This window comes from Novosphingobium hassiacum (assembly GCF_014196055.1).
Taxonomy (GTDB): Bacteria; Pseudomonadota; Alphaproteobacteria; order Sphingomonadales; family Sphingomonadaceae; genus Novosphingobium; species Novosphingobium hassiacum.
The window spans coordinates 692,454-708,326 of the sequence record NZ_JACICY010000001.1 but is presented as its reverse complement, the minus strand read 5'-3'; the positions used below and the strand labels follow the sequence as shown (position 1 = coordinate 708,326).

The 15,873-nt window shown below is 63.6% G+C and carries 16 protein-coding genes and 1 riboswitch; of the genes, 14 read left to right on the top strand and 2 right to left on the bottom strand.

Translation table 11 applies throughout. The features are described from left to right. Positions 1-35 precede the first annotated feature (35 nt). Positions 36-2,792, top strand: a complete 2,757-nt coding sequence (locus GGQ88_RS03565; RefSeq protein ID WP_183611707.1) for a [protein-PII] uridylyltransferase — start codon at positions 36-38, stop codon at positions 2,790-2,792. A gap of 49 nt (positions 2,793-2,841) precedes the next feature. Continuing rightward, complete coding sequence (locus GGQ88_RS03560; RefSeq protein WP_183611706.1) at positions 2,842-3,402, top strand: YqgE/AlgH family protein; 561 nt, start codon at positions 2,842-2,844, stop codon at positions 3,400-3,402. Here GGQ88_RS03560 and bfr read toward each other — a convergent pair. After that, complete coding sequence (gene bfr / locus GGQ88_RS03555) at positions 3,399-3,878, bottom strand: bacterioferritin (protein WP_183611705.1); 480 nt, start codon at positions 3,876-3,878, stop codon at positions 3,399-3,401. The genes GGQ88_RS03560 and bfr overlap by 4 nt on opposite strands. A gap of 86 nt (positions 3,879-3,964) precedes the next feature. After that, entirely contained in the window at positions 3,965-4,141 is a 177-nt protein-coding gene (locus tag GGQ88_RS03550) for a (2Fe-2S)-binding protein (protein WP_183611704.1), read from the bottom strand. 121 nt (positions 4,142-4,262) lie between these two features. Beyond that, positions 4,263-4,381: riboswitch (SAM-I-IV-variant riboswitch) on the top strand. A gap of 48 nt (positions 4,382-4,429) precedes the next feature. Between GGQ88_RS03550 and GGQ88_RS03545 the strand changes: the two genes are divergently transcribed. From GGQ88_RS03545 to GGQ88_RS03490, 12 genes are all read left to right on the top strand, one after another. Beyond that, positions 4,430-5,335, top strand: a complete 906-nt coding sequence (locus GGQ88_RS03545) for a homoserine O-acetyltransferase/O-succinyltransferase family protein (RefSeq protein ID WP_183611956.1) — start codon at positions 4,430-4,432, stop codon at positions 5,333-5,335. A 126-nt stretch (positions 5,336-5,461) separates the two neighbouring features. Beyond that, positions 5,462-5,665 carry a 50S ribosomal protein L35 gene (rpmI, locus tag GGQ88_RS03540; protein WP_054107898.1) on the top strand — a complete coding sequence of 68 codons (204 nt, stop codon included), beginning with the start codon at positions 5,462-5,464 and terminating at the stop codon, positions 5,663-5,665. Positions 5,666-5,678: 13 nt separating this feature from the next. Continuing rightward, on the top strand, positions 5,679-6,041 hold the full coding sequence (rplT, locus tag GGQ88_RS03535) for a 50S ribosomal protein L20 (protein ID WP_183611703.1): 363 nt from the start codon (positions 5,679-5,681) through the stop codon (positions 6,039-6,041). A gap of 135 nt (positions 6,042-6,176) precedes the next feature. After that, complete coding sequence (locus GGQ88_RS03530; protein WP_183611702.1) at positions 6,177-7,061, top strand: helix-turn-helix domain-containing protein; 885 nt, start codon at positions 6,177-6,179, stop codon at positions 7,059-7,061. A gap of 45 nt (positions 7,062-7,106) precedes the next feature. Next, on the top strand, positions 7,107-8,207 hold the full coding sequence (gene pheS / locus GGQ88_RS03525) for a phenylalanine--tRNA ligase subunit alpha (RefSeq protein ID WP_183611701.1): 1,101 nt from the start codon (positions 7,107-7,109) through the stop codon (positions 8,205-8,207). Then, on the top strand, positions 8,204-10,594 hold the full coding sequence (pheT, locus tag GGQ88_RS03520) for a phenylalanine--tRNA ligase subunit beta (protein ID WP_183611700.1): 2,391 nt from the start codon (positions 8,204-8,206) through the stop codon (positions 10,592-10,594). The genes pheS and pheT overlap by 4 nt, the downstream gene beginning before the upstream one ends. 118 nt (positions 10,595-10,712) lie before the next feature. Further along, on the top strand, positions 10,713-11,594 hold the full coding sequence (locus GGQ88_RS03515; RefSeq protein ID WP_343057071.1) for an aldose 1-epimerase family protein: 882 nt from the start codon (positions 10,713-10,715) through the stop codon (positions 11,592-11,594). Between the two features lie 9 nt (positions 11,595-11,603). Then, complete coding sequence (locus GGQ88_RS03510) at positions 11,604-13,130, top strand: peptide chain release factor 3 (protein WP_183611699.1); 1,527 nt, start codon at positions 11,604-11,606, stop codon at positions 13,128-13,130. 48 nt (positions 13,131-13,178) lie between these two features. Continuing rightward, positions 13,179-14,051 carry an alpha/beta fold hydrolase gene (locus GGQ88_RS03505; RefSeq protein ID WP_183611698.1) on the top strand — a complete coding sequence of 291 codons (873 nt, stop codon included), beginning with the start codon at positions 13,179-13,181 and terminating at the stop codon, positions 14,049-14,051. Continuing rightward, complete coding sequence (locus GGQ88_RS03500) at positions 14,051-14,608, top strand: pyridoxamine 5'-phosphate oxidase family protein (protein ID WP_183611697.1); 558 nt, start codon at positions 14,051-14,053, stop codon at positions 14,606-14,608. The genes GGQ88_RS03505 and GGQ88_RS03500 overlap by 1 nt, the downstream gene beginning before the upstream one ends. A gap of 7 nt (positions 14,609-14,615) precedes the next feature. Continuing rightward, positions 14,616-15,353 (top strand): endonuclease/exonuclease/phosphatase family protein, encoded by a 738-nt coding sequence (locus GGQ88_RS03495; protein ID WP_183611696.1) that lies wholly within the window; start codon positions 14,616-14,618, stop codon positions 15,351-15,353. Positions 15,354-15,526: 173 nt separating this feature from the next. After that, positions 15,527-15,865, top strand: a complete 339-nt coding sequence (locus tag GGQ88_RS03490; RefSeq protein WP_183611695.1) for a P-II family nitrogen regulator — start codon at positions 15,527-15,529, stop codon at positions 15,863-15,865. Positions 15,866-15,873 lie beyond the last annotated feature (8 nt).

Here is a 15,873-nt window from a genome sequence, read left to right as displayed (position 1 = left end):
TTGGACCGTAAGGCTGGAGAGTCTAAGGGGAAGCCATGACGCTTCCCCGGATTGCCAATCAGCGTGCCATCGTCGACCGTCGCGCGCTTGCCGACGCGGTCGCGGCTGCCTTTGCCGAACAGGGCGACAAGTCGCGCCCGGCGGTGGTCGAACTGTTGCGTGCAGCGCTTGAGAACGGCCGGGCCGAACTGGCGCGGCGGCTTGAGGCCAAGCCTTCTGCGGGCACCGATTGCGCGCAGGGACAGGCATTCCTGATCGATCAGCTGGTGCGGGTGATCTACGACCATATTGTCGGCCGGGTCTACCGCGCGAGCAACCGTTCGACTGGTGAGCGCATCGCGGTTCTGGCGGTCGGCGGGTACGGGCGCGGCGAGATGGCGCCGCATTCCGACGTCGATATCGCCTTCGTCACGCCGACCAAGCCGACGTCGTGGTGCGAGCAGGTCATCGAGGCGATGCTCTACTACTTGTGGGATCTGGGGCTGAAGGTAGGGCAATCCAGCCGTTCGCTCGACGAGGTCGTGCGCATGGCGAAAAGCGACCTGACGATCCGCACTGCCTTGCTTGAAGGGCGCTATGTCTGGGGCGACCGTGCGTTATACGACGAAGCTTCGGGGCGGTTCTGGGCAGAAGTCGTCAACGGCACCGAGAAGCAGTTCGTTGCCGAGAAGCTGGAAGAGCGCAACTTGCGTCACAAGCGACTGGGTGACAGCCGCTATGTGGTCGAGCCTAACGTCAAGGAGGGCAAGGGCGGCCTGCGCGATCTGCACACGCTGTACTGGATCGGCAAGTACATCCACAAGGTACGCGACGCATCGGAACTCGTCGATGTCGGGTTGCTGACCGCAGAGGAATACCGCGCGTTTCGCCGCGCCGAGAACTTCTTCTGGTCGGTGCGCTGCCATCTGCATGCGATCACCAACCGGGCTGAGGACCGCCTGACCTTCGACCTCCAGCGCGAGGTGGCGACGCGGATGAACTTTGCCGACCGCCCGGGCAAGAGCGCGGTCGAGCGGTTCATGCAGTACTTCTTCCTGCAGGCAAAGCAGGTCGGATCGCTCACCGGGGTGTTCCTGGCGCAGTTGGACGGGCAGTTCGCCGAGCAGAAGCGCGGCTTCTTCGCATCGCTGCGCAACCGCAGCCGGAGCCGTCGGCGCAAGAAGGTGGGCCCTTTCGTGATCGACGGGGGCAAGCTGGGGGTGCCATCGGACGAGACCTTCCGCGAAGACCCCGTGCGGCTGGTCGAACTGTTTGCCTCCGCTGCTGCCGAGCAGGTCGAGATCCACCCCGAGACGATGCGCCTTGCGCGGCGCGATGCGGTGCTGATCGATGCGGGCGTGCGCAAGGACCCGCGCGCCAATGCGCTGTTCCTCGAGGTACTGACCAGCCGCAACGATCCTGAATCGGTGCTGCGCTGGATGAACGAGGCGGGCGTGTTCGGGCGTTTCGTGCCCGATTTTGGCCGGGTCATCGCCCAGATGCAGTTCGACATGTACCACCACTATACGGTGGACGAACACACCATCCGCGCCATCGGCTTGCTCGCGCTGATCGAGAAGGGCGAGGCCAAGCTGGATCACCCGCTGGCAAGCGAGGTCGTGTCCAAGATCGCCTCGCGGCGCGTGCTCTATGTCGCGACGCTGCTTCATGACATCGCCAAGGGGCGCAAGGGGGACCATTCGGTGCTCGGCGCCGAAGTGGCGATGAAGCTGTGTCCACGGCTGGGACTGTCGGCGGCGGAGACTGAACTGGTCGCATGGCTGGTGCGCTGGCACCTGTTGATGAGCGCGACGTCGTTCAAGCGCGACCTCGCCGACTACAAGACGATCGCCGATTTCGTGAACACCGTGCAGAGCCAGGAACGCCTGCGCCTGCTGCTGGTCCTGACCATCGTTGATATTCGCGCGGTGGGGCCGGGCGTGTGGAATTCGTGGAAGCGCCAGTTGCTGGGCGACCTGTTCACGGCGGCCGAGGAAATGCTACGCTTGGGCCACAAGCAGTTCGGCCGAGCAGAGCGGATTGCCGCGAAAAAGCAGGCGGTGGGCGTGATCCTAAAGGAACGCGACTCGCTGATCGGCACGGTCGGGCGGCAATTGAGCGATGCCTACTGGATCGCCGAGCCCGAGGATATCATCGCGCTGAACCTGCAACAGATGGACGGCGCGCTGGGCGAGCCGCTGTCGGTTGAGGCCACCTGGTACCCGGCGCGCGGCGCTACGCTGGTGACGGTGCTGGCGGCCGACCATCCGGGCCTGTTCTATCGCATAGCTGGCGGCATCCATCTGGCTGGCGGCAACATCATCGACGCGCGCATCCACACCGCGCGCAACGGCACGGCGGTCGACAACTTCCTGGTACAGGACCCGCTCGGACGGCCGCTCAACGAGGCGAGCCAGATCGCGCGGTTGAAGAATGCGATTGCCGACGCGCTGGCGAACCGGGTCAAGCTGCTGCCGCAACTGGCAGCGCGTCCGCTGGCCCGTCCGCGTGCCGATGCGTTCGACGTGCGCCCGATCGTGATCTTCGACAATAAGGCCTCGAACCGCTTCACCGTCATCGAGGTGGGTTCGCGTGACCGGCCTGCGCTGCTTAGCGGGCTGGCGCGTGCGCTGTTCGAGGCGCGGCTGGTGGTCCATTCGGCGCACATCGCGACCTATGGCGAGCGTGCTGTCGACACGTTCTACGTGACCGACGTGTTGGGCGAGAAAATCACCAGCGAATCGCGGATGAGAACGGTCGAGAACAGGCTGCTCGAGGCGGCGGCGGATCGCAAGGTCAAGGCGGCGGCCTGATCCAGAGGCATCTCGCAATCGGGCGTGGGCGTGCCTATCTTGCGCGGTGATGAGCGAAGCAGAATATCTTGGCGGCAGGTTGCTGCTGGCCATGCCCGGAATGGGCGATCCCCGGTTCGACCATGCGATTGTCGCGATGTGCGTGCATGACGAACATGGCGCGCTAGGCATCGGCGTGGGCAAAGTGCGCGACGGCGTGACCTTGCACGGCTTGCTCGAGGACATCGGGATCGACCCGGGTGTCGCGCCTGACGTGCCGGTGCTCGACGGTGGTCCGGTGGAAACCGCGCGCGGCTTCGTGCTGCATTCGCCCGACTGGGGCGGCGAGGGCAGCGTGACCGTCAACCCGCTATGTGAGTTGTCCGCCTCGCTCGATGTGCTGCGCGCGATTGCCGAAGGGCGGGGGCCGTCGAAATTCCTCGTCGCGCTGGGCTATGCCGGATGGGGCGCCGGGCAGATCGAGGGCGAGATGCGCGGGCACGGCTGGTACGCGGCCAAGGGGCATCCCGAAGTGCTGTTCGATACCCCGACCGGGCGGCGCTGGACGGCGGCGTGGAAGCGCGAGGGTATCGACCCCTCGCACCTCGTTGGCCAGACCGGTAGCGCTTAAGCCTCGGCTGCCTCGCTGTTGAGCTGGATGTAGTTTTCCAGCCCCATGCGCGCGATCATGTCGAACTGCTTTTCGATCACGTCGACGTGTTCTTCCTCGCTTTCGAGGATCTTGGCGAACAGATCGCGGCTGACGAAGTCGCGTACAGTCTCGCAATAGGCGATGGCGTCGCGGAGCAGGGGCAGCGCTTCCATTTCCAGCGCAAGATCGGCCTTGAGGATTTCCTCGACCGATTCGCCGACGCGCAGGCGACCAAGCGCCTGGAAGTTGGGCAGGCCATCGAGGAACAGGATGCGATCGGCCAGAAGATCGGCGTGCTTCATCTCATCGATCGATTCGTGGCGTTCGTACTCCGCCAGCTTCTTGACGCCCCAGTTGGCCAGCATCCGGTAGTGCAGCCAGTACTGGTTGATCGCGGTCAGCTCGTTGAGCAGCGCCTTGTTGAGGAACTCGATGACTTTGGCGTCGCCCTTCATGGCGCAGATCCTTGTATAGTGATTTCTCAGGAATCTACGCGGGCGCGGCAAGCAGGCCAAGCGCGAACGACTCGCACGGTGCAGCTTCAGGCAAAGGCGGTGGCGCGTTCCTCGGCGATAACTTCGTCGGCATCGTCGAGGCACTGGCGGCACTGCGGCTTGAAGCCCATGCGACCGTAAATGTCTTCTGCCTTGCCGGCATGGCAGCGCGCCGTGGCGCGGATGTCTTTTTCGCGAATGGCATTGCAGATGCAGATGAACATTACTGATCCCGTCGTTCGCTGTTGCCAACGATTCGCAGTATTAATGAGATGCATTCGCAATATCAAGCGGGAATGTGGCAATGCGAGGTTATTGCATCGTTATCGTTTCCTCCCTAGATTGGCCGCACATCGAGAGTTGGGGTGACGCTCCAACGCCAACCTGCCGATCCGGGCAAGGTGGCGCTCAAACCCGGAAACGGGCAAGAGGATGTGGCCGATCCGGCAACCAAACGGACACGGACACGATTGCGTCTTCCTCACTCAGGTTGAATGGAAAGACGCCGAATCGTGCCGATCAGGATTGCCGACAACCTCCCCGCCCGCCGTACGCTCGAAGCCGAGGCGGTGATCGTGATGAGCGAAACCGAAGCCGCACGTCAGGATATCCGGCCGATGCGGATTGCGCTGCTCAACCTGATGCCGGACAAGATCACCACCGAAACGCAGATCGCGCGGCTGCTGGGCGCAACGCCACTTCAGGTCGAACTGGAACTGGTGCGTATTTCGGATCACGTCAGCAAGAACACGTCGGCGGGCCACATCTCGTCGTTCTACCGCCCGTGGGAGGAAGTCCGCGACGAGAAGTACGACGGGTTGATCGTCACTGGCGCGCCGGTCGAGACGATTCCGTTCGAGGAGGTGGCGTACTGGGACGAACTGCGACGGATATTCGACTGGTCGCAGACCAACGTGCATCGCACGCTGACGGTGTGCTGGGGCGCGATGGCGGCGCTGCATCACTTCCACGGGATCGAGAAGCACGAGCTGCCGACCAAGGCCGCGGGCGTGTTTCGCCATCTCAACCGTGCCCCCGCCAGTCCGTGGATGCGCGGGCTGCCCGATGTGTTCGACGTGCCCGTGTCGCGCTGGAGCGAAGTGCGGCGCGAGGACCTGCCCGAAGGCCACGGCCTTGCGGTCCTGGCAGAAAGCCCGGAGACCGGGCTGTGCCTGATCGATGACCCTGCGCAGAACATGCTGCACATGTTCAACCACCTCGAATACGACACGCTGACGCTGGCAGGCGAGTATGCGCGCGATGAGGGCGGGTATCTGCCGCGCAACTATTTCCCGGGCGATGACCCGGCCGCTCTGCCGGTGAACAGCTGGCGCGGGCACGGCCATCTGCTGTTCGGAAACTGGATCAACGAAGTCTACCAGACGACCGCGTTCGACCTTGCGGACATCGGGAAATAGCGCACGCGCTTGCCTTTCGCCCACGCTTCGCTTAACGGCGCCCGTTCAACCGACACGGATTCGATGATCGGCCTGGCCACAAGGGCTGCCAAGGCGGATCGGACGCGTCGAAATCAGGAGACTGAAATGCCCAAGATGAAAACGAAGAGCGGCGTCAAAAAACGCTTCAAGCTCACCGCCACCGGTAAGGTGAAGCACGGTGTGGCCGGCAAGCGTCACCGCCTGATGAGTCACAACGCCAAGTACATCCGCCAGAACCGCGGCACTGACGTGATCTCCGATGCCGATGCGCGGACGATCAAGAAGTGGGCGCCCTACGGGCTGAACTGAGGAGCGCTGACTTATGAGCCGTATCAAACGTGGTGTGACCACCCGTGCAAAGCACAAGCGGATTTTGGATCAGGCGAAGGGCTATCGTGGCCGTCGCAAGAACACCATCCGCGTCGCCCGTCAGGCCGTCGAAAAGGCCGGACAGTATGCCTATCGCGATCGCAAGGTTAAGAAGCGCAGCTTCCGCGCCCTGTGGATCCAGCGCATCAACGCTGCCGTCCGCGAAGCAGGCCTGACCTACTCGCAGTTCATCCACGGCACCAAGCTGGCCGGGATCGAACTGGACCGTAAGACGATGGCCGATCTCGCCATGAACGAGAGCGCGATCTTCGCAACGGTCGTCACGCAGGCCAAGGCAGCGCTTCCCGCCGCCTGAACCTAGCGCGATTGCAATTGATTTAAGAGGGTGGGTTCGGTCGAACCTGCCCTCTTTTTCGTTGCGCAAAATGCGCGGGGCGTGCTCTAAACGGCGAAGATATCTGATCCAAAGATATAACAGGGGCGCACAGACTTGACCGGGGACTGCACTGTCCGGGTTCGATTTCATCGGCCGCCTGAGCGGCTGAGCCGCTATTTCACCACGTTCTATCTGACCGAAATCGACGTGCCCGACGGCAGACGGGTGACCGATCATCTTCATCCCGAGTGGGCGAACCTGCGAATTTGCAGCGGCGACCTGCCGACGTCGGAAGTGCCGGGTCAGCCAATTGCCGATGGTATCGGTACGATTGTGACCGGACCGACCAGTTCCACGCTGCGCTTCACCGTCGGCACCGCACGGATCTGGGGCGTTGGCCTGCTCCCGCTCGGCTGGGCGCGTTTCGTCGGGTGCCCGGCAAACAATTATGCCGACCGTGTACTCGATGCGGATGCCGAGCCGTTCCTCGCCGGATTCCGCAGGTTGGGCAAAGGCCTGTTTGGTCCCGTTTCCGATGAGGCGACCGAACTTCAGCGCGTTGTCGAGTTCTTCACCGAATTCCATGCACGTTCACCTGAAATCGACGAGGCGCGTATTCAGGCTTGCCACGCGGCGTTGATCGATGAGGATGTCGCGAGTGTCAGTGAAATGGCCGAGGTGGCGCGGCTGCCCTCGCACACGCTGGAGCGCATCTGTCGCAAGCACTTCGGATTTCCGCCACGTCTGCTGCTGCGCCGCCAGCGGTTCATGCGCAGCCTCGTGCAATACATGATGGACCCGTCGCTGCACTGGATCGGCGCGATCGATAGCCATTACCATGATCAGGCGCAGTTCGTGCGTGACTTCCATCGCTTCATGGGCATGAGCCCGAGCGATTATGCCGCCAGCCCCAAGCCGGTGATCGAGGCGGTGATGCGCGCGCGCCACGAATTCATGGGTAGCGCTGTTCAGGCACTGCACGCACCGCAAGCGGTCTAAGCGCGGCCTTTTATTCCGTCGCATTTGCCGCTAGCGGCGTGGGCCATGGAACAGCTCGATCAACAGCGCGACACCACGCTTGCCGCCATCGCCGATGCAGCCACGCCCGATGCGGTGGAGGCGATCCGTGTCGCCGCGCTCGGCAAGCAGGGATGGGTCAGCGCGCTGCTCAAATCGCTGGGCGGGATGACCCCGGAACAGCGGACCAGCGAAGGCCCGAAGATCCACGCCGCACGCGAAGCGGTGACGGCGGCTTTGACGGCGCGCAAGGCAGCGCTGGAAGGCGCTGCACTCGAGGCGCGGCTGGCGGCCGAGACGGTCGATCTGTCGCTGCCAGCGCCTGAAACGCCTCGTGGCTCGATCCACCCGGTCAGCCAGGTGATGGACGAACTGGCCGAAATCTTCGCCGACATGGGCTTTGCCGTGGCGAGCGGGCCGGAGATCGAGGACGACTGGCACAACTTCACCGCGCTCAACATGCCCGAGACGCATCCGGCGCGCGCCATGCACGATACGTTCTACTTCCCGGACAAGGACGGCGAAGGCCGCTCGATGCTGCTGCGCACGCACACCTCGCCGGTCCAGATCCGCACGATGTTGAAAGAAGGCGCGCCCTTGCGGATCATCGCACCGGGCCGCGTGTACCGTTCGGATTCGGACGCGACGCACACGCCGATGTTCCACCAGATCGAGGGTCTGGTGATCGACAAGGGCATTCACCTCGGGCACCTCAAATGGACGCTGGAGACCTTTCTCAAGGCGTTCTTCGAGCGCGAGGACATCGTTCTGCGGCTGCGCCCAAGCTATTTCCCATTTACCGAACCATCGGTCGAGGTGGACGTGGGCTATACGCTGATCAACGGCAAGCGTGTGGTCGGCGGAAGCGGAGATGCGGCGGACGGCGGCTGGATGGAAGTGCTGGGTTCCGGCATGGTCAACCGCAAGGTCATCGAATTCGGAGGACTTGATCCCGACGAATGGCAGGGCTTTGCCTTCGGCACCGGTGTCGATCGCCTCGCCATGCTCAAGTACGGCATGGACGACTTGCGCGCGTTCTTCGATGGCGATGCGCGGTGGCTGGGCCATTATGGCTTCGGCGCGCTCGACGTGCCGACCCTCTCCGGTGGCGTGGGAGTACGCTCGTGAAGTTCTCGCTTTCATGGCTACAGTCGGTTCTCGATACCAAGGCCGACGCGCGCACCATCGCTGAAAAATTGACCTCGCTCGGACTGGAGATCGAAGGTGTCGAGGATGCCTCGGCCGCGCTGACCAAGTTCCGCGTCGCCCGCGTGTTGACGGCTGAGAAGCACCCGCAAGCGGACAAGCTGCAGGTGCTGTCTGTCGATGTGGGTGAGGCAGCGCCGCTGCAGGTCGTTTGCGGTGCGCCCAATGCCCGCGCAGGCCTTGTCGGCGTGCTCGGCGTGGCGGGTGCGGTGGTTCCGGCCAACGGCATGGTGCTGCGCAACTCGGCCATCCGCGGGGTCGAATCCAATGGCATGATGTGTTCGACGCGTGAGCTGTGCCTTGGCGAGGATCACGACGGAATCATCGAGCTTCCCGCCGATGCGCCTGTTGGCACCAGCTTTGCCGACTACATCGGATCGGACCCGGTGTTCGACGTCGCGATAACGCCAAACCGCCCGGATTGCATGGGTGTCTATGGCATCGCGCGCGATCTGGCGGCGGCAGGCCTTGGCGTGCTGAAGCCGATTTCCGCTGAGCCGGTCGCAGGCAGCTTCGCTTGTCCGGTCGAAGTGCGCACCGATGACGCCGAAGGTTGCCCGGCGTTCTACGGTCGCGTCATTCGCGGAGTGAAGAATGGGACGAGCCCGAAGTGGCTGCAGGACTGCCTGAAATCTGCCGGCCAGCGTCCGATCTCGGCTTTGGTAGACATCACGAACTACGTGATGCTGGGCTATGGCCGTCCGGCGCATGCCTATGATCTGGCAAAGCTGTCGGGCGCAGTCGTGGCGCGCAAGGCCGTGGCGGGCGAGAAGGTCGTTGCGCTGAATGGTAAGGAATACGCGCTGGAGCCGTGGATGACGGTGATCGCCGACGATGCCGGCGTGCACGACATCGCCGGGATCATGGGCGGAGAGCATTCGGGTTGCGGTGACGAGACGACCGACGTCCTGCTGGAAGTCGCCTATTTCGATCCGGCGTCGATCGCGCGGACCGGGCAGGCACTGGCGCTTGCATCGGACGCGCGCGGGCGCTTCGAGCGTGGGGTTGACCCGGCGTTTCTCGACACCGGGATGGACCTGCTGACCGCGCTGATCCTCGAGATCTGCGGCGGCGAGGCTTCGGAAGTTGTGCGTGCGGGTGAGCCGCCAGTGGCGCGCAAAGCCGTTGCCTATGACCCGACGCTGGCCGAGCGGCTGGGCGGGATTGACGTGGCCGATGCCGAGCAGAAGCGCATTCTGGCCGCATTGGGCTTCGATGTGGCCGACGACTGGTCGGTCACGGTGCCGACCTGGCGTCCCGACGTGGATGGCGCGCCCGACATCGTCGAGGAAGTGATCCGCGTGCATGGGCTGGACGCCGTGCCCTCGACACCGCTGCCGCGCGCCGATGGCGTCGCCAAGCCGACCGCAACGCCCGCGCAGATGCTGGAGCGCCGCGTGCGCCGTGCGGCTGCGGCGCGGGGGCTGCACGAGGCGGTGACGTGGTCGTTCCTGCCCGAGGCCGAGGCCGCGCACTTCGCCGATGGTGAGGCGCTGTGGACGCTGGCCAATCCGATTTCCGAAGATTTGAAGACCATGCGCCCGTCGCTGCTGCCGGGGCTGCTGTCGGCGGTAAAGCGCAATCTCGATCGGGGAGCCGCTTCGGTGCGGTTGTTCGAGATCGGGCGGCGCTATCTACGCGGGGCCGACGGCGCGAGCGATGAGAAGCTCAGCCTTGCCGTCGTGCTGGCGGGTGACAAGGTCGCGCGCGGCTGGGCTGCAGGCAAGGCGCAAGCTTTCGATGCGTTCGATGCCAAGGCCGAGGCGCTGGCGCTGCTGGCCGAGGCAGGCGCGCCGGTCGACAATCTGCAGGTCATGGGCGAGGCCGGGCCGCAGTTCCATCCGGGGCAGTCGGCCACGCTGCGGCTGGGGCCGAAGACCGTGCTGGCGCGGTTCGGCGTGCTGCATCCCGCAACCGCCAAGGCGTTCGACATCGGTGGTCCGGTGGTGGTCGTCGAACTGTTCCTTGATCGGATACCGGCCAAGAAGGGCGCTGGCGCCTTTGCCAAGCCGCACTTCGCGCCGCCGCCGTTGCAGGCGGTCACGCGCGATTTTGCGTTCCTCGTTGCGGCCGATGTGGCGGCGGGTGACCTGCTGCGCTCGGTCAAGGGCGCGGACAAGGCGAACATCGTTGCCGCGCGGGTATTCGACGATTTCCGTGGGGCCGGTGTGCCTGATGGGCAGAAGTCGCTGGCCATCGAGGTGACCTTGCAGCCCGTAGATAAGTCCTACGACGAAGCGGCTTTGAAGGCGATTTCCGACAAGGTTGTTGCCGCGGCATCAAAGCAGGGCGCTACGTTGCGGGGATGACAACCACTCCTCGTCATTGCGAGGAGGCGAAGCCGACGAAGCAATCCAGTGTGGTACATGGCGCTCTGGATTGCTTCTCCCCGCTTTGCGGGGCTCGCAATGACGAAGGTAGTATAGCGTGAGCGATCTGATCGAGATCACCAGTGGCGAACTGACTGCGCGGATCAACCCGCTCGGGGCCGAGCTGTGGTCGCTGACCGACTCGCAGGGCCGCGAATATATGACAGACGCCGACCCGGCGTTCTGGACAGGCCACGCGCCGTTGTTGTTCCCGATCGTTGGATCGCTCAATGGTGATGTGCTGCGGCTGGATGGCGCGGAGTATTCGCTGCCGCGTCACGGGTTTGCCCGGCGCAGCATATTCGCGGTAGTCCATTCCGAGGAAAGCCTGGCCCGTTTCCGGTTGACCGACTCGCCAGAGACGCGCGCGGTCTATCCGTTCGGTTTCGTGCTCGAAGTGACTTTCCGGATCAACGGTCTGACGTTGTCCGTCGAGGTGAGCGTTACCAACCCGAATGCCGAATCGCTGCCGTTCAGCTTCGGCTACCACCCAGCCTTCGCTTGGCCTTTGCCTGGTGGGGCGGCCAAATCCGCGCACAAGTTGGTATTTGAATGCCCCGAACCGCAGGACATCCGCCGGGTAAGTGCTGGGGCGGGACTGCTGATGCCGGTGGGTGAGCAGACCCCGGTTGAGGCCAATGTCCTTCCTTTGAGCGAAGACCTGTTTCGCGCCGACGCGGTAATCTGGGACCACCTGTCCAGCCGCAAGCTTTCATACGGCGCGGACGGCGGAGCATGGCTCGACATTGCCTTTCCTGACACGCCGTCGCTCGGTCTGTGGCAAGTTCCGGCCGCACACTACATCTGCATCGAGCCTTGGGCAGGCCACGCCGACCCCGAGGGCTTCACCGGCGATTTCCGCGAAAAGCCCGGCGTGGTGCTGCTCGATCCGGGCGCGAGCCGCAGCTTCCGCATGGACGTAAGCGCTCGTCCCGTTTAGGGCGCACCCATGTCCAATCGCCGCACCTTCGCCATCATTTCCCATCCTGACGCCGGTAAGACGACGCTGACCGAGAAGCTGCTGCTGCAGGGTGGTGCGATCCACTTGGCGGGCGAGGTCAAGGCGCGCGGGCAAGCGCGGCGTGCCCGGTCGGACTGGATGAAGATCGAGCAGCAGCGCGGGATTTCCGTGACTTCTTCGGTGATGACCTTCCAGAAGGACGGCATCGTCTTCAACTTGCTCGATACACCGGGCCACGAGGACTTTTCCGAGGACACCTATCGCACGCTGACCGCGGTCGATTCGGCGATCATGGTGATCGACGCGGCCAAGGGGATCGAGCCGCAGACGCGCAAGCTGTTCGAGGTGTGCCGGTTGCGCTCGGTGCCGATCATCACTTTCGTCAACAAGGTCGACCGTGAAGGCCGCTCGGTGTTCGAGACGCTCGACGAAGTGGCCGATGCGCTGGCGCTCGATGTCGTGCCGATGTCGTGGCCGATCGGCATGGGCGGGATTTTCCAGGGTGTGATGAACTTGGCCACGGGCAAGGTCAGCCGCCCCGAAGGCGACAGCCGTGAATTCCTCGGCAAGGTTGACGATCTGTCCGACATGACTGTCCCTGACGAGGTTCTCGAAGAAATCGAACTGGCGGGCGTCGGTTATCCCGAATTCGACATCGAGGCCTATCGCAACGGGGACATGACGCCGGTCTATTTCGGTTCCGCGCTCAAGAATTTCGGCGTGATCGACCTGATCGAGGCGATTGCCGAGTTCGCGCCGCCGCCGCGTCCGCAATCGTCGAATCAGGGCACCATCGATCCGGCGCGCACCGACGTGACCGGGTTCATCTTCAAGGTGCAGGCCAACATGGACCCGCAGCACCGTGACCGCATCGCATTCATGCGCATGGTCTCGGGCACGTTCACGCGCGGCATGAAGTTGACGCCTTCGGGCAGCGGCAAGCCGATTGCGGTGCATTCGCCGATCCTGTTCTTTGCGCAGGATCGCGAGATCGCCGATACCGCCGAGGCGGGCGACATCATCGGCATTCCTAACCACGGCACCTTGCGCGTCGGCGATACGCTGTCAGAGCGTAACGACGTGCGCTTTACCGGATTGCCCAACTTCGCGCCGGAAATCCTGCGCCGGGTGCAGTTGAAGGATCCAACCAAGACCAAGCAGCTGCGCAAGGCGCTTGACGATCTCTCCGAAGAGGGGGTGATCCAGGTATTCTACCCGGAGATCGGTTCACAGTGGATCGTCGGCGTGGTCGGGCAGCTTCAGCTCGATGTGCTGATCTCGCGGCTCGAGGCGGAATACAAGGTCGCGGCGGGGCTTGAGGCATCGCCGTTCGATACCGCGCGATGGCTGAAGGGTTCGGCCGAGGCGTTGAAATCGTTCGCAGATTTCAACATGGCGAACCTTGCCAAGGATCGCGATGGCGACATGGTGTTCATGGCGCGATCCTCGTGGGACGTCAGCTATCAGCAGGAGCGCAATCCAGAGCTGGTCTTCTCGGCGACCAAGGAAAGGTAGCCCGCAAGGGGTTGAATCGCGCAGGGTTCCAGCGCAGTTAGCAACCCCATGCAACTTCTCGGTCCCACATCGAACACCTTCATCTCGCAGCGCCTGCGGCTCCACTATGTGGACTGGGGCAATGCGGACAAGCCGCCGCTGCTGCTGATCCACGGCGGCCGCGACCATTGCCGGTCGTGGGACTGGACCGCCGAGGCGCTGCGCGAGGACTGGCACATCATTGCCATGGATCATCGCGGGCACGGCGACAGCCAATGGACCTCGGACGGCAATTACCGGACGATGGATCTGGTCTACGACGTGGCGCAGCTGATCCATCAGCTCGACCTCGCCCCGGTTACAATCGTGTCGCATTCGTGGGGCGCAAATACCAGCTTGCGCTACGCCGGGTTGTTCCCCGAGAACGTGAGCAAGATCGTGGCGATCGAAGGACTGTTTCCAACGCCAGAAGCCGAAGCGCTGCTCAAGGATGTTCCCTTTGCGCGGAGGGTGCGCGAATTCATCGTAGAAAAGCGCAAGGCTGCGGGGCGTCTGCCGCGCCGCTACCCCTCGCTTGAAGATGCATATGCGCGTATGAAGGGGGAGAACCCCTACCTGACCGATATGCAGGCTCGGCACCTGACGACTCACGGTATCAATCGCAACGAGGATGGCTCGTTCAGCTGGAAGTTCGACCCGCATCTCAATGTGGATGGCGCACCGTATGACATCTCACTCGAGCAGCGCAACGACCTGTGGAAGGCAGTCACCTGTCCCACCCTTTTGATAAACGGCGCGAATTCGTGGGCGGGAAACCCTGACGCGAACGGCCTCGCCGCACATTTCCGCAACGCCCAGGTGGTGGAGTACGAGAACGCGGGTCATTGGCCACATCATGACCAGTTCGACAGCTTCATCGCCACCTTGAAAGACTTCCTCTGATGGCGCGGTTCACCGACTGCATCGAGCCCGAGCATGCGGAGATGATCGGACGTCAGTCCGTGTTTTTCGTGAGCACGGCGGCTGCGGATGGTCGGATCAACCTGTCGCCCAAGGGCTATGACTGCTTCAGGGTGCTTGGGCCAAACCGCGTGGCCTATCTCGATCTGGGCGGGTCGGGCAACGAGACGCATGCCCATCTTGTGGCGGATGGGCGCATCACTGTGATGATGTGCAATTTCGCGCAGCCCGCGCTGATCCTGCGACTGTATGGCACAGGCAAGCCGGTCATGCCATCCGACCCCGAATTTGCAGAACTTGCCGCGCACTTCGAAATCCTGCCCGGAACGCGGCAGATCTTCGACATTGCGGTCGACAGCGTGCAGACCAGCTGTGGCTGGGGCGTGCCGGTGATGAGCGTCGATCATGAGCGCCAGACTCTGGTCAAGTACCACGCGCAGGCCGACCCGGTGGCGTGGGAGGCAAAGATGGCGGCGCGCGATCGCAGTATCGACGGTCTGCCGGTGCGCCCGGCGACCCAATACATCGGCGGGGCCTGATTCCTTCGTGAAGCTCAAGGTTGCCAGCTACAATATCCATAAGGGCGTAGGACTGGATCGCGTTTGCGATCCCGATCGGATCCTGACGGTGCTGCGCGAGATCGACGCCGACGTGATCGCGCTGCAGGAGGCCGACCGCCGCTACGGCTTGCGTGAAGCGGTCATCCCGCGCGCGTCGATCGATGGCCACAGCCCGTGGCGGGTGGTCGAGCCGGGGCACTATGACCGCGCGCGCACTGCGGCGAGCATGGGCTGGCACGGTAATGCACTGCTGGTGCGGCGTGACATCGAGGTGATCGAGGCTTGCACCGTGCCATTGCCGACGATCGAGCCGCGCGGCGCGGTCTGCGTGACGCTGCGTCTCGGCGGCGCGCTTGTGCGGGTGCTGGGCATGCATCTCGACCTGTCAGGTCTGCGGCGCCGGGCGCAGGTCCAGGCGGTGTGCAGCCATATGGCGGGCCATGCCGATCAGGGTCATGCGGTGATGATGGGTGATCTCAACGAGTGGTCGCCCTCGGGCGGAGCGCTGTCAGCTTTCGTTGCGCCGCTGCGCGTGCTGACGCCGGGACGCAGCTTCCCGTCGCGCAGGCCGCTGGCGCAACTCGACCGGATCGTGGTGAGCGACGGCCTCGAGGTCGAGGCGGTCGGGGTGCATCACAGCACGCTCGCTGCCGTTGGTTCGGATCATCTGCCGGTCTGGGCAAATCTGCGACTGCCCGAATTGGGATCAGGGCGCCCTGCCTAAAAAACAGGCACATGCTCGCACATGCACAAGAATCGAGCGCGCATAACCGCTGACCCCGCACTTTCGTTCCCGTAAACACCCGAATTCGCAAACTACCGCGTCTGGCACGCCCCTTGCTTAGCTGATCTCGCCGGCGTCTCGTCCGGTGCGAAGGGTAGCAAAGGGGGGCATGAATGAAATTCATCATCGCCATCATCAAGCCGTTCAAGCTCGACGAAGTGCGTGAAGCACTGTCGGCGCTGGGCGTTGCCGGGATGACGGTGTCGGAGGTGAAGGGTTTTGGTCGGCAGAAAGGCCAGACCGAGATTTACCGCGGCGCTGAATATTCGACGAACATGCTTCCGAAGGTGAAGATCGAGATCGCTGCTAGCGACGATCTTGCGCCGCAGATCGTGGAAACGATCCAGCAGGCTGCCAGCACCGAAGCGATCGGCGACGGCAAGGTGTTCGTGCTCGACCTTTCGTCCGCGACCCGCATCCGTACCGGCGAAACCGGGGATACCGCGCTTTGAGCGCGCCT

Excerpts from the sequence above, each read along its gene's own strand:
- GGQ88_RS03505 (WP_183611698.1), top strand. The coding sequence starts at position 13,179 with ATGCAACTTCTCGGTCCCACATCGAACACCTTCATCTCGCAGCGCCTG.
- rplT (WP_183611703.1), top strand. The coding sequence starts at position 5,679 with ATGAGCCGTATCAAACGTGGTGTGACCACCCGTGCAAAGCACAAGCGG.
- pheS (WP_183611701.1), top strand. The coding sequence starts at position 7,107 with ATGGAACAGCTCGATCAACAGCGCGACACCACGCTTGCCGCCATCGCC.
- GGQ88_RS03565 (WP_183611707.1), top strand. The coding sequence starts at position 36 with ATGACGCTTCCCCGGATTGCCAATCAGCGTGCCATCGTCGACCGTCGC.
- rpmI (WP_054107898.1), top strand. The coding sequence starts at position 5,462 with ATGCCCAAGATGAAAACGAAGAGCGGCGTCAAAAAACGCTTCAAGCTC.
- GGQ88_RS03550 (WP_183611704.1), bottom strand. The coding sequence starts at position 4,141 with ATGTTCATCTGCATCTGCAATGCCATTCGCGAAAAAGACATCCGCGCC.
- GGQ88_RS03490 (WP_183611695.1), top strand. The coding sequence starts at position 15,527 with ATGAAATTCATCATCGCCATCATCAAGCCGTTCAAGCTCGACGAAGTG.
- bfr (WP_183611705.1), bottom strand. The coding sequence starts at position 3,878 with ATGAAGGGCGACGCCAAAGTCATCGAGTTCCTCAACAAGGCGCTGCTC.
- GGQ88_RS03560 (WP_183611706.1), top strand. The coding sequence starts at position 2,842 with ATGAGCGAAGCAGAATATCTTGGCGGCAGGTTGCTGCTGGCCATGCCC.
- GGQ88_RS03510 (WP_183611699.1), top strand. The coding sequence starts at position 11,604 with ATGTCCAATCGCCGCACCTTCGCCATCATTTCCCATCCTGACGCCGGT.
- GGQ88_RS03500 (WP_183611697.1), top strand. The coding sequence starts at position 14,051 with ATGGCGCGGTTCACCGACTGCATCGAGCCCGAGCATGCGGAGATGATC.